The organism is Nitrobacter sp. JJSN, from assembly GCF_051912485.1.
GTDB lineage: Bacteria > Pseudomonadota > Alphaproteobacteria > Rhizobiales > Xanthobacteraceae > Nitrobacter.
The window spans coordinates 3,062,845-3,089,394 of sequence record NZ_CP196822.1 but is presented as its reverse complement, the minus strand read 5'-3'; the positions used below and the strand labels follow the sequence as shown (position 1 = coordinate 3,089,394).

The window sequence follows — 26,550 nt, the reverse complement described above, 5'->3', positions numbered from 1 at the left end:
GATCAGCATGACGGCCAGTGTTATCGATGGAAAAGTCATAGCCGCCGATTTGCGCGCGCGGGTAGCTGATGAAGTGGCGCGGGTGAAGCGCGATCACGGGCTCACGCCAGGCCTTGCGGTGGTGTTGGTCGGCAACGATCCTGCGAGCGAAGTCTATGTCCGCAACAAGCACAAGCAGACCCAGGCTGCCGGCATGGCCTCGTTCGAACACGTCCTGCCGGCGGGTGTGGCGCAGGCGGATCTGCTGGCGCTGGTCGCCAGGCTGAACGCCGATCCCGCCGTGCACGGCATTCTGGTTCAACTGCCGCTGCCGAAGGGGCTCGATACCGAGACAATCATCGCCGCCATCGATCCGGCGAAGGATGTCGACGGCCTGCATCCGCACAATGTCGGCCGCCTCGCCGGCGGCCTGCCCGCACTGTCGCCGTGTACGCCGCTCGGTTGCATCATCCTCACCAAGAGTGTGCATTCCTCGCTCGAAGGCATGGACGCCATCGTGATCGGCCGCTCCAATCTGGTGGGGCGGCCACTGGTGCAGTTGCTGCTCAATGAAAACGTTACGGTGACCATCGCGCATTCACGCTCGCGCAACCTGTCCGAACTCTGCCGCCGCGCCGATCTGGTCTATGCGGCGGTTGGCAAGGCGGAGATGGTGCGCGGCGACTGGATCAAACCGGGCGCGACAGTGATCGATGTCGGCATCAACCGCATTCCCCTGGCCGACGGCAAGGCGCGCCTGATCGGGGATGTTGCATTCGACGAAGCGATGGAGATCGCGGGCGCGGTGACGCCGGTGCCCGGCGGTGTCGGTCAGATGACGGTGGCCTGCTTGTTGGTCAATACGCTGCGCGCCGCCTGCGCGATCAAGGGACTGTCGGCGCCGGCAGTCTGACCCTGGACCGTGTACGGCGTCATTGCGAGCGCAGCGGCGTAATCCGCGACGAGTCGCCCCTGAGTTCCTCGCAAATGACGGGAGAGCAAATCGCTCGCTATTTCCCTTTGGCTCGCGCGATGCCCTCCAGGATCAATCTGTGGGCGTCCTCCGCGCCGCCCCAGCGCAGCACCTTGACCCATTTGCCTGGTTCGAGATCCTTGTAGTGTTCGAAGAAGTGCTGAATTTGCTGCAGCGTGATGTCCGGCAGGTCGTCGTAATTTTTGACCTTGTCATAGCGCTGGGTCAGTTTCGAGGTCGGCACCGCGATGATCTTCTCGTCGCCGCCGGCCTCGTCTTCCATCAAGAGCACGCCGACCGGCCGTACGCTCATCACGGCGCCGGGTACGATGGCGCGCGTGTTGGCGACCAGGACGTCGCAAGGGTCGCCGTCTTGCGACAGCGTGTGCGGAATGAAGCCGTAGTTACCGGGATAGCGCATCGCCGTGTAGAGAAACCGGTCGACCACCAGCGTGCCGGCGTCCTTGTCCATCTCGTACTTGATCGGCTCCCCGCCGACGGGCACCTCGATGATGACATTCACCTCGTGCGGCGGATTGGGTCCGATCGAGATCGCGTCGATACGCATGGTGGCCCCGTGATTGAAGAGCGTCGCGTCAGTTAGCAGATAGTCGTCATACGCGGGCTTGACCCGTGTATCTATCCATCTTCGAGCAGAGTCTTCCAAAAAAGATGGATTGCCGGGCACATGGGCGAGCGCAAGCGACGCCGTTCTTCGAATGGCTATGCCCGGTAATGACGGAGGAGCCAAACATTGACTGGGGACTGGACTTCTAGCACTACTTTGGCAGATTTATTCACGCCGTTGCATTTCGCCGACTTGTCTTCTGCAGTATGGGCATCGCTGATTTGGTGGTCGAAGAATGAGTTCGATGATGGCGTGGCGCACGGCCGGCAAACTCGGCTGTGGCGGTGGGCCGTTGATTCTTTTTTTTCCGGGCCACTGTGGCGATGCGGCGGTGCTGTAAAAAGGCGTAAGCGATCATGGTCATGAGAGCATGACGGTGAAGGCCGTGCCAGGACCGGCCCTCGAAGTGATCAAGTCCGAGCTCCTCTTTCAACTGCTGATGCGCTTGCTCGCAGATCCATCGCGCTTTGACGGCTGCAGCCAACTGTCGCAAATTCGTCCGGGCTGGCAAGTTGGCCAGATAGTACTTCTTCTCCCCCGAGCTGCGATGCTCACCGATCAGCCACGCCTCCTCGCCGGGAAGATGTTGTTGACCCTTGTCCTTGATCCGTTGTGGCGGCCCATCGGCGATCCGCACGCGAACAGCGGCAAACCGCGCTTTCAGTCTGCCCTTGGTTCCCAGCCGCCAACTCACATTCTTCCACCTAGTATCAGCAAGCATGTTTTCCGCCGGCATCGACAACAGATCCGGGATGTGCCGCTGACGGGGGCGACCTCGACCGGCGATCGGAAAGATCAGCTTGACCGCCGCCGGATAAACTTTCTGACGCCCCGGGATGCCGACTGCCCAGGCCAGGCCACGGGCCGTGAGACCCTGACGGAACGGCGCGCTGAGCCCGTAACCGGCATCCGCCAGCACACAGCCGAAGCGAACACCGGCTGCGAGCACGCGATCAATTTCAGCCAGCGCGATCTCCGGCTTGGTTCGCCCGGCGCGATGCTCGACGGGAACGCCCGCACGCTTCAATCGCGCCGGATCGCTCGTCCAACTCTCGGGCAGGAAGAGCCGCAGTGCCACCATTACCGGCACTTCACCGCACGCAAGTGTCAGCGATACCAACGTTTGGCAATTGGCCGTCTTGCCGAGCGATGAGGCATATTGCGGAGCGACACCAACCGAACGATCGCCCTTCTTCGGCATCGCCGTGTCGTCGATGACCAGCACCGCATCCTTGCCGCCGACAAGGCGATCGGCCTGAGCCAGCAATTCCGATTCCAATGGCGCCGCATCCCAGACACCATCAGCGATGAAATGGTGCAACTGGTCATAGTCGCCCGGTGCCAGCCGTGCAGCCATCGGCTGGACGCTCTTGCGATCGCCCGGTCCGATCAGTCCGGAAACATATAGTGGACACATCCGCCGCCGCGCCTTGTGACCCAAACAATCCAGGAACGGCTTCAGCCAGCGTCCAAGCTCATCTCCCCACTTCGATCTCATGTCCGCCATGGTCGGCCCTCCAAAAGCCGACCACCCATGAATCATCGAAAATCTGATTCGGGAATCCAGTTACCCAGATCAAGCGCAAAAATCTGCCAAAGTAGTGCTAGTTCGTCCAGGCGAACGCGACTTTGTCGAGCAACTTCGGCCCGAACTTCTCGGAGGAGCGGGCGACCATGCGGCCGCCGAGCGCGCGATAGAACTCTATCGCCGGCTCGTTGTCGGACAGCGCCCAAGTCACCATGCTTTCCAGCCCGCTCTGCGTCAGATCACGCCGGGCAGCGGTGAACAGCCGCCGGCCGAAGCCAAGACCCTGGAACTCGGGGCGCAGGTAAAGTTCGTAGATTTCGCCCTCGTACTGCAGGCTGCGGGCGCGGTTGCGGCCATAATTCGCATAGCCGGCGACTTTGTCGCCGAACACCAGCACGCTGACACGGCTGCCCTTGCGGATCGCGCTGTCCCACCAGTGCGGGCCGCGCCGATTGATCAGCTTCTCCAGTTCCGCGCCGGGAATAATGCCCTGATAGGCCGAACGCCAGGATTCGTCATGCGTCGCCGCGACCGCGGATGCATCCGCGACCTTGGCCGGTCGGAGTTCGATCAGGGTCGTGCTCATGACCAGATCAAAGCAAGTCGGCGCGCGCTCTTCAAGGTCCATCGTTAATTAAAGGTTAAAATGTGGATTCTCGGCATCACGGGTGCGACGTTTTGTACCGAAAGGGGACAGCTTGATTGGCCCAGCAACCGCGCGAAGGTATCGGAGGAAACCGCCGGCACGAATGATACGACAAGTCACATCGCGAGAATGCTTCGCGTCACCGTTTCGGTAACCGCGCCGCGTCCATCGCCTTCCGCGCCGCCCGCTCGCCGCTGTCGCGCGCCCCGTGTGCCGTGGAGAAGAAGTTCGGCGAGGTGGCCTCGCCCGCGAAAAACAGCCGGTTGTCGACTGGCGCTGCGAGCGTAGCGCGGGCGCCCGCATGGCCGGGCAACGCATGGGAATACGCCCCCAACGCAAACGGATCCCGAGCCCAGCGCGATTCCGCCAGCGGTTTTAGTTTGCTGCGATAATCCGAGCCGAGCAGCGCCACGATCTCGTCGATCGCCTGCGCGGCGAACGCTTCATCGCCTGCGTCTTCCAGTTCGCGCGCAAAGCTGCCGCCGAAAAATCCCTCGATGCAGGGCTGGCCGAATGGGCGCAGGTGGTAGGTGCCCATCTTCGTCCGCATGGTCGCGCCGCGCAGGCTGCCGTCTTTCGGAAACACGCTTTCGGGGTCGTCCAGCGCGAGCATCACCTTGTCGTCGACGCCGAGCGGCAGACCGGCTGCGGCATCCACTTTCGCGGGCAGCTCGGGGTGAAAGCGGATCGATTCGTTCGCGATCAGGTTGGTTGGCACCGTCACGATCGCCTGCGCTGCCGAAAGTGTGCCTTTCGACGTTTCGATGCGAATGCGCCGGCCGGAATGATCGATGCGCCACACCCGTGTGTTCAGCGCGATCGGGCAGGGCCGGCCGTAGGCCGCGATCAGCGCGCCGTAGCCGCGGCGGACGCGCCAGTTGATCCCGGTGTCGTGATAGGCCTCGGAGTCCTTGACCGATATGCGGTCGAGTTCAGCGCCGTTTACATAGGTCGAGACCGCGTTGATCATCGGATTCCAGGGATTGTCGGGATCGAGACAGGTGCTGGCGGCGGCGTCGCGGCTGCGCTGCGCGGCGCGTTCGGTGCGATTGTAAAACGCATTCAGCGCCATGATAAACTCGGCGCGTTCGCGCGGCGGAAACACGTCGCCGAAGCTTTCCTCACTCCACGGTGGATGAGTGGTGTCGATCTCGATGCCCAGTTGTTGTGCAATTCCGACAAATGAGTTTTCGTCGGCCGAATGCAGCCAGCCGCAGCCGAGATCGAAGACGATGCCGGGCGCGGGGACGATGGTATGGGCGCGTCCGCCCAAGCGGTCGCGGGCTTCCAGAACGATAACGGAGAGGCCGGAGTCTTTTAGCGCGTCGGCCGCGCCGAGCCCGGCGGCGCCGGCGCCGACAATGGCGACATCGACGGTGGAAGGGAGATTTCGGGACATGGCGCTAACAGTGCGCTTCGAGAATTGCGTTAGCAACCGCATCAGTGGGCCGATCGGGTGCAGGCGCTTTAGCGGAACTGTTCAGCGGCATTCCTTCCATATCGCGCGAGGTTCACGCGCCGACTATGGCTTCGGCAGCTTTGCCTTGAGCGCATAGAGCGCCTCCAAGGCATCGCGCGGCGACATCTCGTCCGGGTGCAACGCTTTCAGCGCCTCGATCAGTTGCCAGGCCTCGCTCGGCGGCGCGGATTCGTCTGCGGCGCGCGACGGGACCGCGAACAGCGGCAGATCGTCCACCAGCGCGCGCACGGTCGATCCGCGATCTTGCGCCTCCAGTTTGGCCAGCACCGATTTGGCGCGGGTGATCACGGACGGCGGCAGTCCGGCGAGCTTTGCCACCTGGATGCCGTAGGAACGGTCGGCAGCGCCGGGCAGCACCTCGTGCAGGAACACCACCTCGCCGTGCCATTCCTTGACCCGCACGGTGGCGTTGAACAGCCGCGGCAGCTTTGCCGACAGCGCGGTGAGCTCATGATAGTGCGTCGCGAACAATGCACGGCACTTGTTGGCTTCATGCAGATGCTCGATCGCCGCCCATGCGATGGACAGGCCATCGAAGGTCGCGGTGCCGCGCCCGATTTCGTCGAGGATGACGAGCGCGCGTTCCGACGCCTGATTGAGAATGACGGCGGTTTCTACCATCTCGACCATGAAGGTCGAGCGGCCGCGCGCCAGATCGTCGGCGGCACCGACCCGCGAGAACAGCCGGTCGATCATGCCGATGCGCGCGCGCGTCGCCGGCACAAAGCTGCCGATCTGGGCCATCAGTGCGATCAGCGCGTTCTGGCGCAGGAACGTCGATTTGCCGGCCATGTTAGGGCCGGTGAGCAGCCAGATCTGTCCCGAGGTCTGGCTTGGGCCCGGCGACAGGTCGCAGGCGTTGGCGATGAACGGCTGGCCGGCGCGCTTCAGCGCCTGTTCGACCACCGGATGCCGGCCACCCTCGATGGCGAAGCCGAGCGAGGTGTCGACCTCCGGCCGGGTGTAATTCTCGTCGGTCGCGAGTTTTGCGAGCGATGTCGCGACGTCCAGTTGTGCGAAGGCGTGCGCCGCATTGCGCAGGTCGTCGCTGGCTTCCACTACTATCGCAGCGAGCCGGTCGAAAATCTCGAGTTCGAGGCCGAGCGCACGGTCGCCGGCATTGGCGATCCTGGCTTCGATCTCGCCGAGCTCCGAGGTGGTGAATCGCACCTGACCGGCCAGCGTCTGGCGATGGATGAAGGTGGCATTGAGCGGCGCGCTCATCAGCCTGTCGCCGTGCTGCGCCGTCACCTCGACGAAATAGCCGAGCACATTGTTGTGCCGGATCTTGAGCGTCTTGACGCCGGTCTCCTCGGCGTAGCGCGCCTGCATCGCGGCCACGACGAGGCGTGAATCGTCGCGCAGTTTTCGTGCTTCGTCGAGCGTCGGTTCGTAACCCTCGCGGACGAAGCCGCCTTCGCGTTTCATTAGCGGCAGGTTTTCGGCCAGCGCATCGCCGAGTTCGCGCGCAAGCTCGCGGGACGGCCGCCGCAGCGCCTGCATGGCCGCGGCGATGTCCTGCGGCGGATCGGGGAACGCCGAAAGCCGCGCCAGCGCCTGATCGGCGGCCATGATGCCGTCGCGCAGGCCCGCGAGGTCGCGTGGGCCGCCGCGCCCGACCGAGAGCCGCGCCAATGCCCGCGACATGTCGGGCGCCGTCCGTAGGGTGGCGCGGATGTCGTCGCGCGCCGCGCTGTCGAATGTGAAGGTGGCAGCGGCGTCGAGCCGCCGCACGATCGCGGCGGTATCGGTCAGCGGCGCTGCCAGCCGCTGCGCCAGCAGCCGCGACCCCGCCGCCGTCATTGTGCGGTCGATGGCGTCAAGCAGCGAGCCGCGCCGCTCGCCTGCGAGCGTGCGCGTCAGTTCGAGGTTGGCGCGGGTGGCGGGATCGATCGCCATAGTGCTGCCGGCGGCTTCGCGCGACGGCGGCGAGAGCGGCGGCCGTTTGCCGATCTGGGTACGGTCGATGTAGGTGACGGCAGCGGCGGCGGCGGTCGCTTCCAGCCGCGACATGGCGCTGAGGCCGTCCATGGTGGCAACCGCGAAATAATCGCATAGCCGCCGCTCGGCGGTTGCGCCGTCGAACACGTCACGGGTCTGCGGCGTGACCGACGGCAATTCGCGCAGCAGCGCGCTCATGTCCGCGTCGCCATAAAGCGCGTCGGACACGATCACTTCATTGGGATTGATGCGCGCGAGCGTTGCTGCGAGTTCGCCGGTGCCGCATTCGGTCACCATGAACTCCGCCGTTGAGATGTCGATCCAGGCCAGCGCGATGCGATCGCCTCCGGAAGATGCCCGCGCACGCGCCAGCGCCAGCAGGTAATTGTTGGCCCTGGCATCGAGCAGCGTGTCTTCGGTCAGTGTTCCCGGTGTGACGAGCCGGATCACATCGCGGCGAACCACGCTCTTGTTGCCGCGCTTGCGCGCTGCGGCCGGATCCTCCGTCTGCTCGCACACGGCAACGCGGTGGCCGGCTGCGATCAGCCGATGCAGGTAATCGTCCGAGCGTTCAACCGGAACGCCGCACATCGGGATGTCCGCGCCCTGATGCTTGCCGCGCTTGGTGAGCGTGATGCCGAGCGCGCGGGAGGCGATTTCGGCGTCCTCAAAGAACAGCTCGTAGAAATCGCCCATCCGGTAGAACAGTAGCAGGCCAGGATTGGCGGCCTTGATTTCAAGGTACTGCTCCATCATCGGCGTGACCCGCGCTGCCTCGGCGGGGGCGGCGGGGTTCGGCGATGTCGGGCCGGCGCGCTGGATCGTCATGGCGGGAAACTACAAAGTTTCGGCGCCGGTTCCTATGGCATTGCGGCGACCGTGCGTGTTTTCCACGCATCGGTTCGCGGTTGCGCAGATCGCGAGGGTATTCGTCCTATTCCATCACCGCGGCATGATCCGGGGACGGCGCGCGCATCGCCGCCTTGGTCGATTTTAACATCAGCGCCAGCGGAATCGCGCAGATCGTCACCAGCGCGACCAGCTCGAAGTCCTGCGAGAACGCGATGATCTGCGCCTGCGCGCTGACGATCTGGTCCATCATCGCACGGCCCATGTCCGTGTTCAGGTTGATGGCGCTTGCGACATTCGGCATCTGCAGTGCGTCATTGAACGGGTTGACGTGCTCTGCCAGCACGGCATGGACACGGGTGGTACCGCTCGTCAGTTGTGCGATGACGATGGAAATGCCGATCGAGCTCGCGACGTTGCGCACCAGCGTTAGCACCGAGGTGCCGTCGGTACGCAAATGGTCGGGCAGCGTCATGAAGGCCGCGGTGGTCATCGGCACGAAGACGAGGCCGATACCGTAACCTTGAACGATGCTGTTGATGACGATGGTTCGCGCGGCAACATCGGCGGTCCACCCGGTCATGTCGTAGAGCGTGATCGCGATCAGCGCGAGGCCGACAGCGATCAGGGTCCGCGCTTCGAAATAGGTCATGAGGCGGCCGACCATCATCATGGCCACAAACGTTCCGCCGCCCCGCGTCGCGAGTAGCAGTCCGGCGGTCAGGATCGGGTAGCCGTAAGCGTTTTGGAACAGCGGCGAGGCCAGCGCCATGGTCGAGAACAGCACCACGCCGATCACCGCCATGAAGATGAGGGCGGTTGTAAAGTTGCGATCCTTGAAGATCGCGAACTGGACGAACGGCCTCTTGGTGGTGAACGAGTGCGCGAGGAAATAGTAGAATCCGACAGCCGAGACGACGAACTCGATTGTGATTTCCCAGGACTCCAGCCAGTCGAGCTGCTCGCCGCGATCAAGCGCCAGTTGCAGTGCGCCGATGCCGACGGCAAGCGCGCTGAAGCCGAACCAGTCGAATTGCAGCCCGGTGTTGAGCTTGGTTTCGTCCATGAAGATCAGCAGGCCCGCCACCGTGACGATGCCGAACGGCAGGTTCACGAAGAATACCCAATGCCAGCTATAGGTCTCGGTCAGCCATGCGCCGAGCGAGGGGCCCATGATCGGCCCCATCATCACGCCCATGCCCCAGATCGCCATCGCCTTGGCGCGCTCATGCAGCGCATAGGTGTCGAGCATCACTGCTTGCGACAGCGGCACCAGCGCGGCGCCGAACACGCCTTGCAGCAAACGGAACAGCACCATCTGGGTGATGTCCTGCGCCAGCCCGCACATCACCGATGCGATGGTGAATCCGGCCGAGCAGAGGATGAAGATACGCTTGCGGCCGAAGCGGTTGGCGATCCATCCGACCGGGGCGGTCATGATGGCCGCTGCCACGATGTAGGACGTCAGCACCCAGTTGATCTGGTCCTGTGACGCCGACAGCGAGCCCTGCATATAGGGCAGCGCGACGTTGGCGATCGTGGTGTCGAGCGCCTGCATGATGGTCGCGGTCATGGCGCAGATCGTCACCATGTTCCGGCGCAGTCCCGGAACCGTGGCCGATTGCGCGGCGGTCGCTGTCATCGCTCTAGTGCCCTGAATCTGAAGTTCGCCTCATGGTGCAACGCCTTCCGGAGCGAACTTCAGATTCGAAAGGGCACTAGCAAATTTATAACTCTAGTGTGGTTTAGGTTCAGAAGTTCGCTTGAAGTGCTCACAGAGAAAATGAAGCGAACTTCTGAACCACCACACTAGTCCTGCTTCGCGCGTGACAGGCCGAGCAGGCCCGCGAGCGAGCGATGATGGTTGGTGTCGATCGACACGTAGACGCTCATGCCGGATTTCAGCCTGGCCACCTGGGCGTCGTCCTTGTCGAAGTAGATTCGGACAGGAATGCGCTGCACGATCTTCACAAAGTTTCCGGTGGCGTTCTGCGGCGGCAGGATCGCGAATGTGGCGCCGGTGCCGGGACTGAGCGATCCCACCGTGCCCTTGAAGACATGATCGGGAAAGGAATCGATGGAGAGGGTGACGGGTTGCCCGATGGCCACGTAGGTGAAGTCGGATTCCTTGGGATTCGCATCGACCCAGGGGTGGTCGAGATCGACGACGCTAAACACTGGCGTTCCCGCGGCAACGAAACGGCCGAGCTGAATGTTGTCGACCTGCGTCGCGATGCCGTCGATCGGTGCGTGCAGCTTCGTATTCGCAAGGTTACGCTGCGCGTCGACCAGGGCGGCCTTGGCCAGCGCATAGGCCGGGAATTTCTCGAGCGGCAGATCTGGATCGCCGAGCAGCTTGTTGCGCGCATTGGAGATCTGCTGCTCCAGAACCTGGTTCACGCCCTGTGCCTGCACCAGAGCGCTGATGGAATTGTCGAGATCCAGCCGCGAACCGGAGTTGCTTTTCACGAGTGTCGTCTTGCGATCGACGTCACGTTGTTTGACGTCGATGCTCTGCTGGGCGAGCGCCACGGTCTGGGCATAATTGGCGAGGTTTGATTTTAGCGTGTTGTATTCGATCGTTGCGTCGTTCAGCTTCGCTTCCGCCTGTTGGACGGCCAAACGGAACGGCACGGGATCGATTTCGAACAGCAGATCGCCGGTCTTGACGTGCTGGCCCTCCTTCACCGTAACGCTGTCGATCTTGCCGGAGACCTCAGGCGTGATCAGAACCTTCTGCGCCCCCACATAAGCATCGTCGGTGGTCACATAGCGGCCGCCGGACAGGTAGAACGTCAGCCCGCCGATCAGCGCGATCAGCGGCAGCACGACCAGAAGCAGCGGTCGGCGGTAGCGGCGTATTGAAGCCAGCAACTGTTGGCGCGGCTTGGCATCCGCGATCGGCGGCGGCTCCACAGGACCGACTTTCTGGTCAGGCGGAAATTTCAGGGCCGGCTCAGCCATAGCGCTGCTCTTTCGCATTATCACTGTCGACCAGCGCGCCGCCTTGCAGCGCGTTGCGGACGTTGTCCTTCACGGTTTCGAGTTGCTCGATCAGACGATGGGCGTCGGAGACGCTGAGATCGGCGAGCGCGGCTCGGGTGATTTCGCTGCGCAGCACGGCGAGCTTCGCCAGCAAAGGCCGCGCGGCCTTGGTCAGGTAAAGACGATTGATGCGGCGATCGGTTTCGTCACCGCGTCGCTCGATCAGACCGGCCTTGCAGAGCTTGTCGATCAATCGCGTCAGCGTGATCGGCTGCATTTCCATCAACTCGGCGACATCTGCCTGCTTCAGCCCTTCCGTGCGCTCCAGTTTGGCGAGTACCGCCCACTGCGCGCGGTTCAGGCCGTAGCGCGAGGCCTGCTTGTCGGCGAAGAGCCGGAGCAGGCGTTGCAACTCGAACAGGGTGAACAGAAAGTCACTGTCGGTCGATCGGTCCGGCATATCGACACTCCTAACACTCGTTATAATATGCAAGCTTATGAATAAGTGCCATCGCAGGGATGAGAAGGCTGACCTGCATAGGCGTCATGGCTCCGCCCGCGAGGTCAGCTTATGTCCCAACGATGCTCCGAGCGGGTCATTATGTTGCACTGCAACAAATTGAGCGCCGCGAAATTGTCACGGACGACGCTGCTGAAATAGGGGGCGAAGCTGGCTCAAACGGGTTAGATGGGTGTCAGATGACAGCGACCAGACCGACATTCCCCGTGCCGGGGCACGATCACGACCGCTGCGCCGCGGAGGCGATCAGCCATGCGGAGGAGATTTGTGCGCGGCGTGCGCAGAAGTTCACGCCGATCCGACGCCAGGTATTGCAGGCGCTGCTGTCGAGCCATCGGCCGCTTGGCGCCTATGAAGTGATCGAGGAGCTGGCGAAATCGATGCCGCGCCCGGCGCCGATCACTGTCTATCGCGCGCTCGATTTCCTGATGGAGAACGGTCTCGTTCACCGCATCGAAAGCCGCAATGCGTTCCTGGCCTGCGGACATGACCATGATGAGAGCGCGATGGTGGCGTTTCTGATTTGCGAGCAATGCGGATCGGTCGGCGAAATTCCGGCAAGCCGCGTGGCGCAGAGTCTGAACGACGCCGCACGCGCCACGGGTTTCGCACCAAAGCTGTCTGTGGTCGAAATCACCGGCACCTGCGCGCATTGCCAGACCGCGGCTTAGTGGAGTGATTTGAGAGTTCGCCAGTTCAGACAACCCGAGCCGTTGGCAATGTCGCTGATGGCCTGTCAAGCGATCCGGATGGCCGGGCTACATTTTTAATATGGTTTTCAATGGTTAAGACCCGTTCCGCCAGCAAATTGCCGGCTTTTGCCGTCATCACCCCTTTGTTTGGCGTCGCGGCTGGCTATGTCATCATGCAGGACCAACTGACGCCCGCTTTCGGCGTCGCGGCGCTATCAGCGATCTTTAATCTCGTTAACGGGCCTTTCCGCTGGCCATTGATCCGTTGCTGAAACTCACAAAAACCTGATATTTGAGACCCATGAACAAGCTGGAAAATCCGTTGCTGAACGACGTCGCAGGCCCAAGCCCACGGCACAAAACCACGCAGGTAATGGTCGGCAATATCGCCGTCGGCGGCGGTGCGCCGATCGTGGTGCAGTCGATGACCAACACCGACACCGCCGACGTCGAAGGTACGATCGCTCAGGTTGCTGCGCTGTCGCGCGCCGGTTCGGAAATGGTCCGCATCACCGTGGATCGCGACGAGGCCGCCGCCGCTGTGCCGCATATCCGCGACGGTTTGCGCAAGCGCGGCATCACCACTCCGTTGATCGGTGATTTCCACTACATCGGCCACAAGCTGCTGGCCGAATATCCGGCCTGTGCCGAGGCGCTCGACAAGTATCGCATCAATCCTGGCAACGTCGGCTTCAAGAACAAGCGGGACAGCCAGTTTACCGACATCGTCGAGATGGCCATCAAGTACGGCAAGGCGGTGCGGATCGGCGCCAACTGGGGCTCGCTCGATCAGGAGCTGCTTACCAAGCTGATGGAAGAGAATGCGAAGTCGGCGGCGCCGCTCGATGCCCGCGCGGTGACACGCGAGGCGATGGTGCAGTCCGCGCTGTTGTCGGCCAAGCGCGCCGAGGAGATCGGCCTGCCCAAGACCAAGATGGTCCTGTCGGCCAAGGTTTCGGCGGTGCAGGATCTGATCGCCGTCTACCAGACGCTGGCGTCGCGTTCGGACTACGCGATCCATCTCGGTCTCACCGAGGCCGGCATGGGCTCGAAAGGTATCGTCGCCTCGAGCGCCGCGCTTGGCATCCTGCTGCAGCAGGGCATCGGAGACACCATCCGCATCTCGCTGACGCCCGAGCCCGGCGGCGACCGCACGCTGGAAGTTCAGGTCGCGCAGGAACTGTTGCAGACCATGGGCTTCCGTACCTTCGTGCCGCTCGTCGCGGCATGTCCCGGCTGCGGGCGAACCACTTCGACCACGTTCCAGGAACTGGCGCGATCGATCCAGGATTTCATCCGCGACGAGATGCCGAACTGGAAGGCGCAGTATCCCGGCGTCGAGCAGCTCAACGTCGCGGTCATGGGCTGCATCGTCAACGGTCCCGGCGAATCCAAGCACGCCGATATCGGCATCTCGCTGCCGGGCACCGGCGAAGCGCCGGCGGCGCCGGTCTTCGTCGACGGCAAGAAGTTCAAGACGCTGCGCGGTCCCGCGATCGCGCAGGATTTCAAGACGCTCGTCATCGATTACATCGAGCAGCGCTATGGCAGCGGCGCAAAGGCGCCGGCTGAAGCGGTGACGGCGGTGGAGTAGGTTGCGTCTCAACTACTTGAGATAAATACACCAGCTTCTCAGCCGGCGTTTTTTGAGGGAATGCTACGGTGTATCCCTCATAGTGGCGTGTTCTTTTCCCGATTGTCGACGACCGCTTCTTCCAGGTCGAGGTCGCGCTCGATGCGGCGGCGGGTCTCGTCGGTGATCTTGCCCTCGCGCAACAGCTTGTGCAGATGCGTGCGCTCGATGGTGATGATCTCCCGCACCATGGATGCCCCCTTCGTTGCCGGCGAATGTTCGTCGCCTTCGCGTGGCGGATCGGGCAATGCCCGCATCCGGGTTTCGTGCCGCGCCTCGAGAAATTTGGCGAGGCCTTCGGGCAGCTTGCGTTCGGCGATGATGGTGTTGAGGGCATCTCGCGCGGCCGCGATGATGCTGCGCCGCGCAGCGATCTCGGCCTCGCGCTCGTTCAGGGCCTCGCGGTGGCCGTGTTTCGAGATGCCGAGCAGCTTGACAACGAGCGGTAGCGTCAGGCCGATGCCGAACAGCGTCACGAAAATCACGCCGAAGCTCGTCAGTTGGATGAGGTCGCGATAGGGGAATGCCTCGCCGCTCGGAAGCGTCAGCGGCAATGCGAGGGCGACCGCGAGCGACACCATGCCGCGAATGCCGGTGAAACCGATGATGACGATGTAACGCCATGATGGCGTCGGGTCGCGGCGCCGGATTCGCGCGCTCAGGATGCGCGTCAGGTAGGTGCCGGGGAACACCCACAAGAACCGCGCGGCGATCACGATGGCCGACGTCAATGCGATCGCTACCAGCACCTCGTTGATCGGAACCGCTTTGGCTTTTTCTATCAAGACCCGGACTTCAAAGCCCATCAGCAGGAACAGCACGCCCTCGATCAGCCAGATCGCTAGATCCCAGAAGAAGATGCCCTGAAGCCGCGTTGCCGCGGAGATCAGCAGTGGTCCGTTCCAGCTCACATAGAGGCCAGCGGCGACGGTGGCGATCACGCCGGAGCCGCCGAGATGTTCGGGAACCCAGTAGGCGAGATAGGGCGTCAGCAGCGACAGCAGGATTTCCACCCGCGCATCATGGGCCCACTGGCGCAGCCGCAGGCTGAGCCAGCCGACAGTGATCCCGAACGCGATTTCGCCGAGCAGGATGAGGACGAACGATCCGGCGGCGGATGGCAGCGAGAACGTGCCGGTCGAGACCGCCAGCACGGCGAAGCGATAGAGGATCAGCGCGGTGGCGTCGTTGGCGAGGCCTTCGCCCTCGAGGATGACGAGAATCCTGTGCGGCAAATGCAGGCGCTTGGCGATGGCCAATGGCGCGACCACGTCGGGCGGCGAGACGATGGCGCCGAGCACGAAGCCGACGCCCCAGGGCAGGCCGAGCAGCCAGTGTGTCGCAGCGGCGACCGCGCATGTCGTGAAGATTACGCAGCCGATCGCGAGCAGCGTGATCGGCCGCAGGTTGGACTTGAATTCGCGCCAGCTCATGGAGACGCCGGCCGAATAGATCAGCGGCGGTAGCACCATCAGCAACACGCTTTCCGGCTGCATTTCGATGGGCGGAAGACCCGGCACGAACGCCAGCACGATGCCGACCACCAGGAACACGATGGCGGGCGCCGTCACCAGCCGTCGGGCAAGCGCTGCCGATGCGGCTAGGACGGTGAGAACGAGCAGGGATGCCAGGAAGGTTTCGGTCATGCGCACGGGTGCCCCTATTCCTCAGATGGCGTGGAACAGCGGTGGGGTCAACAATGTCGATCCTTTGGGATTGTTCAGGAAGCGGCTTGCGGGCGCCGACCGGCCGGTTGAACGTTTCGCGGGCTACCGTCGTCCTATTCGTGTGCGCCGATGGTTCGTCCGGACTTCACGGATGCGCCGCTCGCAGCCGGTTCTGCTGTTTGTGACGTGGCTCACAAAGCCGGGCCTTGATTTCGGGTAACCCTGTGAGTGTGGTATGAAGAAAAGATCAGGACGTGCTGCCATGACCTTGCGACGATATCTCGGTTTGTTCGGATTTTTGTTTGTCGCAGTTTCGGGGCTGATTTGTCAGCCAGCTTCGGCGGCGACCCGCGTGGCGCTGGTGATCGGCAACTCGGAATACCGCAACGTTCCGCAACTCACCAATCCCGACAACGACGCGGCCGCTTTCGCCGAGGCCATGAAACAGGCTGGCTTCGACGTGGTCGAGGCTCGCCACGATCTGACCGGGGCCGCTATGCGGCGGGCGCTGCGCGACTTCGGCGACAAGGCGCGCAACGCCGACATGGCCGTGATCTACTATGCCGGCCACGGTATCGAGGTGGAGGGCACGAACTATCTGATTCCGGTCGACGCGGCGCTTCAGCGCGACACCGATGTCTACGACGAAGCCGTGTCGCTCGATCGCGTGCTGGTCGCTGTGGAATCGGCCAAGCAGTTGCGGCTGGTCATTCTCGATGCATGCCGAGACAATCCTTTCAGCAAGACGATGAAAAAGGTCAGTATGCGTTCGATCGGGCGCGGCCTCGCCAAGGTGGAGCCGACCTCGCCGAATACGTTGATCGCCTACGCGGCCAAGGCCGGCTCGACTGCCGCCGACGGCGACAGCAAGCACAGTCCGTTCACCGACGCGCTGGTGCAACATATCACGACGCCAGGACTCGACGTGCGTAAGGCGTTCGGCTTCGTGCGCGACGACGTGCTCAAGGTCACCAACAACCGGCAGGAGCCGTATGTCTATGGTTCGCTCGGTGGCGAGGACGTGCCGCTGGTGCCAGCCAAGGTCGCGCCTCCCGCGACGGCCGCTCCCGTTGCCGATGCGCGGGCCGACATTCGTCGCGATTACGAACTGTCGCTGCAGCTTGGGACGCGCTCTGCATGGGACACGTTCCTGAAGAGCTATCCGACCGGCTTCTATGCCGATCTCGCCAAAGGCCAGATCGACAAGATCGGCGCGGAGGATGCGCGTCTCGTCGCCACCGCGAAGGCACGCGAGACGGCGGAGGAAAAGGCACGCCTCGCGGCTGAAAGTGCGAAGCAGGGCGATCTCGCCAAGGCGACAGCTGCGGCCAAGGTGGCCGAAGACGCGCGGATCGCCGCCGAAAAGGCGAAGCGGATCGAGCAGGCGAAAGTGGATGCGGCGGAGCAGGCCCGCGAAGCCGCCGAACGCGCCGCCAACGCCTCGGTTTCCAAGGGGGCGGTAGTGGCTTCGAGCTCGCAGGACCGCAGCCCGAGTCAGGCTGGTGCGCCTGCGTCGCCAGGCACGTCGTCTCCGGCGCCGGCCCAACAGACTGCCTCCCTGACCCCGTCCACCGAGCCTGTCGTGCAACCGGCCTTGTCGGCCATTGAGATCAACAGATCAGTGCAGACCGAATTGCGGCGCGTCGGCTGCTACGACGGATCGGCTGACGGCGAGTGGAACAAGACCTCCCGGGTCTCGCTGGAAAAATTCAATCGCTATGCCGGTGCGAAGCTGAACGTTCAGTTTGCCAGCCTCGATACGCTCGGCGTCATCAAGGCCAAGACGGCGCGCGTCTGCCCGCTGATCTGCCGTCACGGCTACAAGGCCGATGGCGGCGATTGCGCAAAGATCACCTGTGGCGAAGGCAAGGTGCTCAACGATGACAACGAATGCGTCGCCCGGAAGGAACGTAAGACGCCTTCCGCGTCACGTGATCGCGAGGAGCGCCGGCTCCGCGGGGCCGGTCGCGACAGATTCGACGATGAACTCGCTGCGCCGCGGGCCGCCGCGCCGAGGCGGCCGAGCCGCGCGAGCGCGAGGTCGGAGCAAGGCGGCATCGTCTGCGACGATCACACCTGCCACCCGATCAAGCGCGGCTGCCGGATCGAGTTCCGCTCCACCGTGCAGGGCGGCGGCCTTCTCGGGGGCGGCAGCAATATGGAAATCTGCAACTGATAAGCGTGTTAGGTCAGATCGCGCTCGCCGCGATATTGACCATCAGCGCCACCAGCGCGGTGTTGTAGACGAATGAGATCACGCCATGCGCCGTCGCGGTGCGGCGGATGATCTTGTCGGTGATACCGACATCGGACACCTGCGCGGTCATCCCGATCACGAACGAGAAATAGACGAAATCCCAGTAGTCGGCGTCCTCGTGCTGATCGCCGCTCGGAAATTGCAGACCGCCGGGTTTGGTCCCGCGATAATACTCGTGCGCGTAATGCAGCGCGAAGGTGGTGTGCACGGCCGCCCAGGACAGCACGATGGTCAGCGTCGCCAGCGTCAGTTCCGGCGGGCTATGGTTATGATCGCCAAGCTCGAACACGATCGCGGCGATGCTGGCGAATGCGCCGATCGCGGTCACCAGCAGGATCACAAAGCGGCCGTCGTCCTGAAGCCGGGCGTTGCGGCGGATGTGGGAAAGGCCGCTGCCGAACACCACCGTGAAAACCAGGATAAGATAGAGCGCGGTGAAGACGTCCCAGCCGATCAGGAGCCGCGTTACCAGCCGCAGAGAATGGGGCAGCAGCAGGCACGCGACGATGCCGACGGCGAAGGCGATGAAGGTGCGCGGCCGGGCATAGACGACGCGCACCGGCGCCGGCATCTTTTTGAAGCGAAGCAAGAATTCCTCGTCGGTATCCTTGCCTGCCATCGCTGCCTTCAGTTCTTGCGGTCGGCAACAAAATGCGCGGCGGCGCGCAACACGTCGCCGCGCCCGCCGAATGCCGACAACGCTTCGTCCGCCTTCGCCAGAAGGTCGCGGACGCGTTTCTTTGCGCCGTCGATGCCGAGTTGAGTGACGAAAGTGGTCTTGCCCAGCGCCGCGTCGGCGCCAGCAGGCTTGCCGAGCGCAGCCGCATCGCCCTCGACATCCAGTAGGTCGTCGGCGATCTGGAAGGCTTCGCCGAGCGCGCGGCCGTAGGTATCGAGCGCCTGATAGTCCTTTTGCGAGGCCTGCCCGAGCAGCGCGCCACTGATGCAGCCGAAGCGGAGCAGCGCGCCGGTCTTCATTTGCTGCAAGCGTGCGACGTCGACCGGCTCGCGGTCGCCGAAGCGTCCTTCGCCGGCGAGATCGAGCATCTGTCCGCCGACCATGCCGCCGATACCGGAGGCGCGGGCGAGCGCGCGCGTCAGCAACAGGCGGACGGCCGGATCCTTGTGGACATCGTCGCGGGTGATGATGTCGAAAGCGAGCGTCAGCAGGCCGTCGCCGGCGAGGATTGCGGTGGCGTCGTCGGTTGTCTTGTGCAGGGTTGGCCGCCCGCGGCGCAGGTCGCTGTTGTCCATCGCCGGCAGGTCGTCATGGATCAGCGAATAGCAATGGATGCATTCGAGTGCCGCACCGGCCAGCAACGCGGCATCGCGCGGAACGCCGAACACGGCCGAGCTTTCGACCACCAGAAACGGCCGCAGCCGCTTGCCGCCGCCGAGCGAGGAATAGCGCATGGCGTCCATCAGCCGCTTCGGGCGCGTGATCTCGTCAGGCAAGACCGCATCGGACAGCAATTTTCCCAGCAGGGCCTCGGTCTCGTCTGCCGTTGTGTCGAGGCGTTTTGCGAAATCGGCAGATGAAAGTCCTGACGTCATCAAAAAAGGGCTCCAAGTAGCCGCTGTCGGCTTCGGGAATGACGACAAAGCTTACAGTCGTCTAATCGATCTGGCCGGACAATCGTTCATGACACCGGCTTCGTCAATTCCGTCCGATCCGGCAATATGCGGGGTCGACTATGATATGATCCGGCAAGAAGGAGTTTTCGATGCCCGCTTCCGCCGGCTTCGGTGCCGTCAACAGCGATTTGATGCGCGGTCTGCGTTGCGGACCGGGTGAGCCCGTCTGCCGGTCCGTTGTCGAAGGCGCTGCGACCTGATGCGGCGGGCGATCCGTGTCACGGTGCTGGTCGTCGTCGGCCTGCTGCTTTTGCCCTATTTGCTGACGCCGCTGTACCGGGCCGGCCATCCGGTCTCGACGCTGATGATGTGGCGCAAATTCTCCGGCGCGCCGATGTCGCGGCAGTGGATCGATTTCGCGGCGATGTCGCCCGTACTGCCGCGCTCCGTGATTGCGTCGGAGGATGCCAAGTTCTGCAGCCATCACGGCATCGACTGGGACTCGCTGCGCGACGTGATCGACGATGCAGAGGACGGCGAGGTGACGCGCGGCGGTTCGACCATCACGCAACAGGTGGCGAAAAATCTGTTCCTGTGGCAGGGGCGCAGCTTTGTCCGCAAGGCGCTCGAATTCCCGCTGGCGATGTGGATTGATGCCGTCATGCCCAAGCAGCGGATTCTTGAAATCTATCTGAATATCGCGGAATGGGGCCCGGGCGGCCAGTTTGGGATTGAGGCCGGCTCCCGCTATGCCTTCGGGCGCTCCGCGGCCAGTCTGACGCCGCGGGAAGCCGCGCTGATGGCCTCGATCCTGCCCAATCCGGTCAGGCGCAGCGCCCGAAAGCCCGGTCCCGGAGTTCGCCGCTTATCGGGAACCTACATGGTCCGGGCGCAGGCCGCTGAACTGCGCAGTTGCTGGCGCGACAGTCGTGGCTCCTAGGCGTTTGCGGTGATTTTGAAGGTTTCCAGCCCTAGCTTTGGCGCTTTCCTTCCATTATAAGCCCGACCTTATCAGTATTTAGCTCGTGCGTTCGGGGCCGGGCGTGCCAGCCATGAGCGTTTCGAGACCCGGAAACCCGACAACAACATCCTGCAAGGACACCGGATATGGCCGTTCCAAGAAGAAAAACATCGCCGTCGCGGCGTGGCATGCGCCGCTCGGCGGATGCGCTCAGCAAGCCGACCTACGCCGAGGACAAGGATTCCGGCGAACTGCGACGCCCTCACCATCTCGACCTGAAGACCGGCATGTACAAGGGCCGCCAGGTTTTGAAGGCCAAGAGCGACTCCTGACCCTAGGCCTTATTTTCAGGCTCAGGTCCGGCAACGCAGGCCCGGCCTCGAAGGAGCGAGAAGGGCAGGGTGGATTCGGCACGAGTTCACCCCTCCCGCTTGAATGAAGGAGGCCTTGCCGATGTCCGTGATCGGTTTCCCGCTGCTCCTGATTCCTCTCGCGATCTACAACATCATCGTCTTCCTGATGCCGGGCGTCCTGCTGACGGAGCCCGTTTTCACATTGACGCTGGTGTCGGGCGTGGCATGGCCGGTGACGCTCGGCGACGTGCTGCTTGCGCTCGGCATCGTTCTCCTGCTGCTCGAAGTCATCAAGGGATTTCGCCCGGGTGGCAAATACCTCACCGACCATCTGCTGTCGCTGGCGGTGTTCGCCGGTGCTGCGGCGGAATTCGTGATGCTGCCGCAATTCGGTTCATCGATCTATTTCATGCTGACGCTGCTGGCGCTGGTCGACTTCCTGTCCGGTCTCGTCTTGCGCGCGCGGCGGCCCGCCCGCGCGGTTGCCGTGCCGGCGCAGCCGGCGTCTGAAGCCGAGACACGTGAACCACCCCGTTTTGATTCGCCGCCCGTTTCCGCGCCAGCATCTGTTTCGTCGCCGGCGCCTGTCCCCGACGTTCCAACGGTTGCGTCCGTTGCCGAACCGATTCTGAAGAGCGCGCCCGAGCCGGTGATCGTTCACCTGGAGACCACCGCGGAGCAGCATCCGGACATTCCGGCGGCCGACATCCAGCCCGGCAGCGGGACGCCGACGCCTTCCGATCAGCCCCGGCGCTAGCGCATGATCCGCAAAGTAACGGTCGCAAAGCGCTCGCTGATGCGGGATGCGAGGGTTAGAATCGGACCACGGGGTTCAGACGACCCGCAGCAACCGCGGGGCTGTTTGTGCGCGAGTTTGATCCCGGTCGCTCGTTGAATGATAGGCGGCGTTCGCAACCTGCGGCGCGGCGCGGCGTAATACCCGCGTCTGGGGGCTGTGCTGCGCCATCGCGATCAGTTGCGTGATAAAGAACGCGTCATGGCGCGCCATGGATCGCGACACAGGCGGGCGCGCGACGGGCGCGATGACGGATACCGCCATGGTGCCGGCGGGCCTTGTCGCGATGTCATCGTCCCGCACGCCGGCGGCGATTGCGGTTATCCGCCCCGTTTCCGCGATCATCATCTTTATCCCGCCCTGTCGGAATGTGTTATTTCGGGACATCACGTCCGCGTTCGCGATTGGCCTCGCAAGGGCCGTGCCGGAGACCATTGAAACCCGCGCGACCCGGTTTCGGCGGCAAATGACCGCCTTTTCAAAGCGTTTATGAGCTATGCTTGGCGGCGGGGAGGTCCTATTCTCCAGACAGGAATCACCTGGCAGCGTCCCAAAACGAGGCGACCGTGACATCCGTCATTTCACCGGCAGCCAAGCCCTCGTCCGGCGCAGATGCGTCGCAAGCCGTCAACGCACCGGCGGACTGGCCGCAGGTGTCGGAGATTCTTGCCGCGCTCGGTCGGGCCGCGTTCGTCTGGGATATCGCAAGCGATGCCATCACCTGGACCGAACAGGTGGCGTCGATCTTTCAGGATATCGACCCTGCCTCCCTCGCAACCGGTGCCGGGTTTGCCTCCCTGATCGAGCCATCGGGATCGATCCGCGCCGACACCTTGCTGTCCACGCCTCCCGCCCGACGGCGCGGCGAGGGCGTGCCCTATTGCATTGAATACGGCGTGCGCGCCAGCGCCTCGGCGCCGATGCTCTGGATCGAGGAGTCCGGTTGCTGGTTCGCCGACGCCGACGGCAAGGCTGTGCGCGCAGAAGGTATCGTGCGGCTCGAGAATGAGCGGCGCGCGCGGGACGAGCAGCTTATCAGGCTGTCGCGGAACGATGCCCTGACCGGCGAGCTTAATCGCACGCATCTGACGGCGGCGCTCGCGGCAACGATCGAGGAAGCCTGGCGCTACCGGTCGTCGTTCGCTTTCTTGCTGCTCGGCATCGACCATCTTGCGCGCATCAACGACGCTTTTGGCTTCGATGTCGCCGATGAGGTGATCGGCGACATCGTCAGGCGTATCCGCACGCGCTTGCGCAGCGGCGACGTGCTCGGCCGCTTCTCCGGAAACAAGTTCGGACTGATTCTGAAGAACTGCACGGGTGACGACGTCAACGTCGCCGCGGAGCGGCTCCTTGCGGGCATTCGCGACGAGATCGTGCCGACCAGATCCGGCCCGGTCTCGGTCACCGCGTCGATCGGCGCGGTCCTGGCGCCGCGTTACGCGCGCACCGCCGACGAAGCGATCAACCGGGCTCAGGAAGTTCTCGAGGCCGCAAAAAGTCGCCGCAGTGGTTCGTTCGCGGTGTGGCGGCCCGATGTCGTGCGCGACGCGCAGCGACGGACCAACATCCGGGTTACCGACGAGATCGTCACCGCGCTGAATGAGCGGCGTATCCTCACCGCCTTCGAGCCGGTGGTCGATGCACGCACGCGCGAGCCGGCCTTCTACGAGTGCCTGGTGCGGATGCGCCAGCAGGACGGGCAGTTCCTGCTCGCGCCGGACGTGGTGCCGGTCGCGGAAAAGCTCGGCCTGATCCGCCTGGTCGATCATCGCGTGCTCGAGCTCGTGATCGCCGAACTTGCGGAAGCCCCCGGCGTTCGGCTCAGCATCAACATCTCGCCGGAGACCACCATGGACGCCGACTGGTGGGCGGCGATCGAATCATTGATGGGCGCGCATCCCGGCGTTGCCGAACGCCTGATTGTCGAGATTACCGAAACGGTGGCAATTCAGGATATCGACGATGTCAGGGAATTCGTCACGCGGCTGAAGAACTTCGGCAGCCAGATCGCGATCGATGATTTCGGCGCCGGCTACACCTCGTTCCGGAACCTGCGCAAGCTCGGCGTGGACATCGTCAAGGTCGACGGCGCGTTTGTGCAGAATATCGCGCGCTCCCCAGACGATCGGGCTTTCGTGCATACGCTGATCGACCTGGCGCGGCGGCTCGATATCAAGACGGTGGCTGAGTGGGTTCAGGACGAGCAATCCGCCGTCATGCTGCGTGACTGGGGCTGCGACTACATCCAGGGGCGGCTGATCGGTCTTGCCTCGCCGGCGCGGCCATGGAGCGGCCCGGAGGCCATCCCGGCGGCGTGACATTGTGCAGCAGAATGGCTCTGCACCTCTCTCGCCGGGTTATTACGTCGCGTCGACGCGGCGGAATCCGTTCCACATGGCGGTGGCGGCGCCCGATGTCAGCACCGGTAGGACGCGCGCGGTCTGATAGTTTCCGTTGAGGGAAATTCGCGGCAGCGCCGTCGGATGCTCCGCATTTTCGGGAAAGATCATTCCTGGTCGCGTGGTGACTGCGGTATTGAAACCCGCGGCCCTGGCAAAAGCGAACTCGCGCGGCCCCGCAGCGCTGCGGTCGCCATAGGGATAAGCGAGGTGGACGACGGGACGCTGCAAGACGGCTTCGATCCGCGTCCGGCTGACGGTGATCTCCTGAAGCGCCTGCTGCTCGCTTCGCTTTGCGAGGTTGCAGTGGCTGACGGTATGCGCGCCGATGGTGACCAGCGGATCGGCCGCGAACGGTTTCAGCTCGTCCCAGGACAGACACAATTCCCGGCTGATGCTGGCCTCATCGACATCGTAGCGTGCGCACAATCCACTCATCTCGCGCGCGATGTCGCGATCGTCCGGCAGGGCGCGCAGCAGATCGTGGATTTGAGTGAACGCTGCCTGCTTGTCCTCGACCGTGCGGGTGTCGAGACCTACGGCGGTATCGCCGATCGCGCCATCGATCCGGGCGGCGGTGGCGATGATGCGTTCGAGCGTGACCCACCAGAGGCGGCCGGCTCCGTCCGCGAAGTCGTTCGCGACATAGACAGTGAGCGGCGCGTCATATTCGCGCATCGCCGGTAGCGCGAAATCGCGGTTGTCGCGGTAGCCGTCGTCGAAGGTAAAGCACGCAAACCGTCGCGAGAAATCGCGTTCGGTCAGCCGGCGGTGCACCTCGTCGGCGGTCACGATGTCGATCCCGCGCGACCGGACATAGGCCAGGGTCATGCGCAGAAATTCTGGAGTCACTTCCAGGTGGCGATTGGGCTGGAACGGGCTGTTTCGGCGCGGCCGCACGTTGTGCAGCATGAAGATCGTTCCGGTACCTGCGAAGATCGGCCGCAGCAGATGATGAGCGCCGCTGAAATACAGCGCCTCCAGTCCGGCGCGAATGACGGTGTTGCGGAACTGCTTCATCGAGTTGATCGGCCGACCCCTTATTGTTGATGACGTCTTAGTCGGAAACGGTTGAAGAAACGGTTATCCGGCGCCTGGGTGGCGGCGATCAGGCTTCCTCCCCATTTCCGGTTTGACAGCCCGGCAAGGGTTTGTTTTCTCTTCATTTCCAGCACGCGGCCGGTCGAATCAGCATCCGGTTTTGCCCGTGTGCGCTTCAGATGTCGGTCCGGGTTGCACGATCCGGTCCGCTGGCGAGCCGGCAGATTTTTGCGCGGCACAGGGTATCGAATGCGCGGATTTTTCAGGTGGAGCAGCAAGTGGTGGCCGGGCGTCATCCCCCTTGCCGTCCTTTGGGCAGTGGCCGCTTGGATGACAACAGGTCCGCTGGAAGCCGATCTGAGTGCCCAAGCTGCCGCCGCGCTTAAGGGCAGCGTTCTCGACAAGACCACAATCAGCGCCGCCGGCCGGGACATTACGTTTTCCGCCGAGGCATTTTCGGAGCAGGAACGCAGCAACGCGGTGGCCTCGGTCGAGGCGGTGCCGGGTGTGCGGCTAGTCAACGATCGCACCGCGCTCGTCGCCGAGGCCAAGCCGTTTGTCTGGACCATCGAACGCGGGGTCGGAAAGGTAAAGCTCAGCGGCAGCGCGCCGTTGCCGGTGGTCAGGAACAAGCTGCTGGATGCCGCGCGTGCGACGTTTTCCGGCATCGACGTCGCCGATCGCATGAATTTATCACGCGGCGCGCCGCCGCGGTTTGAGAATACGGCGGTATTGCTGATCGGCGAGATAGGCAAGCTCAAGACCGGCAAAGCCGCGATTTCCGATATGACGGTGAACCTGTCGGGCATGGCGCGCGAACTGGGCGGCCGCGAGGCGATTGCAGCGGCGTTGAAAAACTTGCCGGACGGATATTCGGTCGCCAACGACATTCATGCCCCGCCCTATATCTTCGAGGCCAACAAGGATCCGGTTGCTGCGACGCTGACGTTGACCGGATATGTGCCCGACAATGCCGTTCATGCGGCGATCGTCGCATCCGCTGGCCGCAAGTTCGGTGAGAAGGTTGTCGACAAGCTCAAGGCGAGTCTCGGTGCGCCGGCGGGGTTCGATACCGTCGTCACGCGGGCGCTCGGATCGCTGTCGCGGTTGTCGACGGGTAGACTTGTCGTCTCCGACCGGGACGTCGATCTCTCCGGCGATGCCCTGTATGATGCAGCGGGCAGGCAGCTCCGCGCCGATCTGTCCAAGGACCTGCCGCGGGGCTGGCAAGCGAAAATGGACGTGTCGGTCAAACCGGCGGCGGCCCCGGTCGATCCGGCGGTTTGTCAGCAATTGTTCGCCGATCTGCTGGGCAGGCGCACGATTCAGTTCGAAGCCGGCCAGGCCACGCTGGATCCGGATTCCATCGGTCTGCTGGACCGGCTGACGGAAACCGCGCTGCGCTGTCCGACGGCCACGATCGAGATCGTCGGCTATACCGACAGCGACGGCGACGCTTCCTTTAACCAGACACTGTCCGAGAGGCGCGCGCAGGCGGTCGTGGACTACCTGGTGAAAGCCGGGATGCCTGCGGATCGGTTCAAGCCGATAGGCTACGGCAGTGCTCAGCCGATCGCCGCCAACGACACTGACGAGGGCAAGGCCAAGAATCGCCGCATTGACTTCATTGTGAGGCAGTAAAGA

The 26,550-nt window shown here is 63.4% G+C and carries 25 protein-coding genes; 11 read left to right on the top strand and 14 right to left on the bottom strand.

Annotated elements, in window-relative coordinates:
- The first annotated feature begins 7 nt into the window (after positions 1-7).
- On the top strand, positions 8-892 hold the full coding sequence (folD, locus tag ACSZOQ_RS15155) for a bifunctional methylenetetrahydrofolate dehydrogenase/methenyltetrahydrofolate cyclohydrolase FolD (RefSeq protein ID WP_439923274.1): 885 nt from the start codon (positions 8-10) through the stop codon (positions 890-892).
- A 97-nt stretch (positions 893-989) separates the two neighbouring features.
- Here folD and ppa read toward each other — a convergent pair whose 3' ends face one another.
- The 8 genes from ppa to ACSZOQ_RS15115 form a co-directional block, all read right to left on the bottom strand.
- Positions 990-1,520, bottom strand: coding sequence for an inorganic diphosphatase (ppa, locus tag ACSZOQ_RS15150; RefSeq protein ID WP_439923273.1), 531 nt, complete (start codon positions 1,518-1,520; stop codon positions 990-992).
- 229 nt (positions 1,521-1,749) lie between these two features.
- Complete coding sequence (locus ACSZOQ_RS15145; protein WP_439923272.1) at positions 1,750-3,087, bottom strand: IS701 family transposase; 1,338 nt, start codon at positions 3,085-3,087, stop codon at positions 1,750-1,752.
- Positions 3,088-3,184: 97 nt separating this feature from the next.
- Positions 3,185-3,694, bottom strand: coding sequence for an N-acetyltransferase family protein (locus ACSZOQ_RS15140; RefSeq protein ID WP_439923271.1), 510 nt, complete (start codon positions 3,692-3,694; stop codon positions 3,185-3,187).
- Positions 3,695-3,893: 199 nt separating this feature from the next.
- Positions 3,894-5,153, bottom strand: coding sequence for a flavin monoamine oxidase family protein (locus tag ACSZOQ_RS15135; RefSeq protein WP_439923270.1), 1,260 nt, complete (start codon positions 5,151-5,153; stop codon positions 3,894-3,896).
- A 123-nt stretch (positions 5,154-5,276) separates the two neighbouring features.
- Positions 5,277-8,003 carry a DNA mismatch repair protein MutS gene (gene mutS / locus ACSZOQ_RS15130; protein WP_439923269.1) on the bottom strand — a complete coding sequence of 909 codons (2,727 nt, stop codon included), beginning with the start codon at positions 8,001-8,003 and terminating at the stop codon, positions 5,277-5,279.
- A 106-nt stretch (positions 8,004-8,109) separates the two neighbouring features.
- Positions 8,110-9,666 carry an MDR family MFS transporter gene (locus ACSZOQ_RS15125; RefSeq protein WP_439923268.1) on the bottom strand — a complete coding sequence of 519 codons (1,557 nt, stop codon included), beginning with the start codon at positions 9,664-9,666 and terminating at the stop codon, positions 8,110-8,112.
- Between the two features lie 167 nt (positions 9,667-9,833).
- Positions 9,834-10,988 (bottom strand): HlyD family secretion protein, encoded by a 1,155-nt coding sequence (locus tag ACSZOQ_RS15120; RefSeq protein ID WP_439923267.1) that lies wholly within the window; start codon positions 10,986-10,988, stop codon positions 9,834-9,836.
- Positions 10,981-11,469, bottom strand: a complete 489-nt coding sequence (locus ACSZOQ_RS15115; RefSeq protein WP_439923266.1) for a MarR family winged helix-turn-helix transcriptional regulator — start codon at positions 11,467-11,469, stop codon at positions 10,981-10,983. The genes ACSZOQ_RS15120 and ACSZOQ_RS15115 overlap by 8 nt, the downstream gene beginning before the upstream one ends.
- Positions 11,470-11,708: 239 nt before the next feature.
- On the opposite strand from ACSZOQ_RS15115, the gene ACSZOQ_RS15110 reads away from it, so the two are divergent.
- The 3 genes from ACSZOQ_RS15110 to ispG all read left to right on the top strand — a co-directional run bounded on the left by ACSZOQ_RS15110 (position 11,709) and on the right by ispG (position 13,815).
- A complete protein-coding gene (locus ACSZOQ_RS15110) occupies positions 11,709-12,200 on the top strand; it encodes a Fur family transcriptional regulator (protein ID WP_439923265.1) in 492 nt (163 codons plus the stop codon).
- A 110-nt stretch (positions 12,201-12,310) separates the two neighbouring features.
- Positions 12,311-12,493 carry a hypothetical protein gene (locus ACSZOQ_RS15105; protein WP_439923264.1) on the top strand — a complete coding sequence of 61 codons (183 nt, stop codon included), beginning with the start codon at positions 12,311-12,313 and terminating at the stop codon, positions 12,491-12,493.
- Between the two features lie 29 nt (positions 12,494-12,522).
- A complete protein-coding gene (ispG, locus tag ACSZOQ_RS15100; RefSeq protein WP_439923263.1) occupies positions 12,523-13,815 on the top strand; it encodes a flavodoxin-dependent (E)-4-hydroxy-3-methylbut-2-enyl-diphosphate synthase in 1,293 nt (430 codons plus the stop codon).
- Between the two features lie 77 nt (positions 13,816-13,892).
- Here ispG and ACSZOQ_RS15095 read toward each other — a convergent pair whose 3' ends face one another.
- Positions 13,893-15,500, bottom strand: a complete 1,608-nt coding sequence (locus tag ACSZOQ_RS15095; RefSeq protein WP_439923262.1) for a Na+/H+ antiporter — start codon at positions 15,498-15,500, stop codon at positions 13,893-13,895.
- Between ACSZOQ_RS15095 and ACSZOQ_RS15090 the strand changes: the two genes are divergently transcribed.
- Both ACSZOQ_RS15090 and ACSZOQ_RS15085 read left to right on the top strand, forming a co-directional pair.
- Positions 15,499-15,741 carry a hypothetical protein gene (locus ACSZOQ_RS15090; protein WP_439923261.1) on the top strand — a complete coding sequence of 81 codons (243 nt, stop codon included), beginning with the start codon at positions 15,499-15,501 and terminating at the stop codon, positions 15,739-15,741. The two genes, ACSZOQ_RS15095 and ACSZOQ_RS15090, sit on opposite strands and share 2 nt — an antisense overlap.
- Before the next feature lie 42 nt (positions 15,742-15,783).
- Positions 15,784-17,697, top strand: a complete 1,914-nt coding sequence (locus ACSZOQ_RS15085; protein WP_439923260.1) for a caspase family protein — start codon at positions 15,784-15,786, stop codon at positions 17,695-17,697.
- Between the two features lie 13 nt (positions 17,698-17,710).
- On the opposite strand, the gene ACSZOQ_RS15080 is transcribed toward ACSZOQ_RS15085, so the two are convergent.
- On the bottom strand, positions 17,711-18,397 hold the full coding sequence (locus ACSZOQ_RS15080) for a DUF1345 domain-containing protein (protein WP_439923259.1): 687 nt from the start codon (positions 18,395-18,397) through the stop codon (positions 17,711-17,713).
- Between the two features lie 8 nt (positions 18,398-18,405).
- Entirely contained in the window at positions 18,406-19,332 is a 927-nt protein-coding gene (locus ACSZOQ_RS15075; protein ID WP_439923258.1) for a polyprenyl synthetase family protein, read from the bottom strand.
- Positions 19,333-19,612: 280 nt separating this feature from the next.
- On the opposite strand from ACSZOQ_RS15075, the gene mtgA reads away from it, so the two are divergent.
- The 3 genes from mtgA to ACSZOQ_RS15060 all read left to right on the top strand — a co-directional run bounded on the left by mtgA (position 19,613) and on the right by ACSZOQ_RS15060 (position 21,424).
- Positions 19,613-20,293: a monofunctional biosynthetic peptidoglycan transglycosylase gene (gene mtgA / locus ACSZOQ_RS15070; RefSeq protein WP_439923257.1), complete on the top strand. Its 681-nt coding sequence runs from the start codon at positions 19,613-19,615 to the stop codon at positions 20,291-20,293.
- Between the two features lie 167 nt (positions 20,294-20,460).
- On the top strand, positions 20,461-20,646 hold the full coding sequence (gene rpmF, locus ACSZOQ_RS15065; RefSeq protein WP_009798498.1) for a 50S ribosomal protein L32: 186 nt from the start codon (positions 20,461-20,463) through the stop codon (positions 20,644-20,646).
- 121 nt (positions 20,647-20,767) lie between these two features.
- Entirely contained in the window at positions 20,768-21,424 is a 657-nt protein-coding gene (locus ACSZOQ_RS15060) for a hypothetical protein (protein WP_439923256.1), read from the top strand.
- Between the two features lie 75 nt (positions 21,425-21,499).
- On the opposite strand, the gene ACSZOQ_RS15055 is transcribed toward ACSZOQ_RS15060, so the two are convergent.
- A complete protein-coding gene (locus tag ACSZOQ_RS15055) occupies positions 21,500-21,811 on the bottom strand; it encodes a hypothetical protein (protein ID WP_439923255.1) in 312 nt (103 codons plus the stop codon).
- Between the two features lie 218 nt (positions 21,812-22,029).
- Here ACSZOQ_RS15055 and ACSZOQ_RS15050 point away from each other — a divergent pair, with 218 nt between their 5' ends.
- Positions 22,030-23,784 carry a putative bifunctional diguanylate cyclase/phosphodiesterase gene (locus tag ACSZOQ_RS15050; protein ID WP_439923254.1) on the top strand — a complete coding sequence of 585 codons (1,755 nt, stop codon included), beginning with the start codon at positions 22,030-22,032 and terminating at the stop codon, positions 23,782-23,784.
- 42 nt (positions 23,785-23,826) lie between these two features.
- On the opposite strand, the gene ACSZOQ_RS15045 is transcribed toward ACSZOQ_RS15050, so the two are convergent.
- Both ACSZOQ_RS15045 and ACSZOQ_RS15040 read right to left on the bottom strand, forming a co-directional pair.
- Positions 23,827-24,885: a polysaccharide deacetylase family protein gene (locus tag ACSZOQ_RS15045; protein ID WP_439923253.1), complete on the bottom strand. Its 1,059-nt coding sequence runs from the start codon at positions 24,883-24,885 to the stop codon at positions 23,827-23,829.
- Between the two features lie 20 nt (positions 24,886-24,905).
- On the bottom strand, positions 24,906-25,202 hold the full coding sequence (locus ACSZOQ_RS15040) for a hypothetical protein (protein ID WP_439926166.1): 297 nt from the start codon (positions 25,200-25,202) through the stop codon (positions 24,906-24,908).
- Here ACSZOQ_RS15040 and ACSZOQ_RS15035 point away from each other — a divergent pair.
- On the top strand, positions 25,156-26,547 hold the full coding sequence (locus ACSZOQ_RS15035) for an OmpA family protein (RefSeq protein ID WP_439923252.1): 1,392 nt from the start codon (positions 25,156-25,158) through the stop codon (positions 26,545-26,547). The two genes, ACSZOQ_RS15040 and ACSZOQ_RS15035, sit on opposite strands and share 47 nt — an antisense overlap.
- Positions 26,548-26,550: the final 3 nt, after the last annotated feature.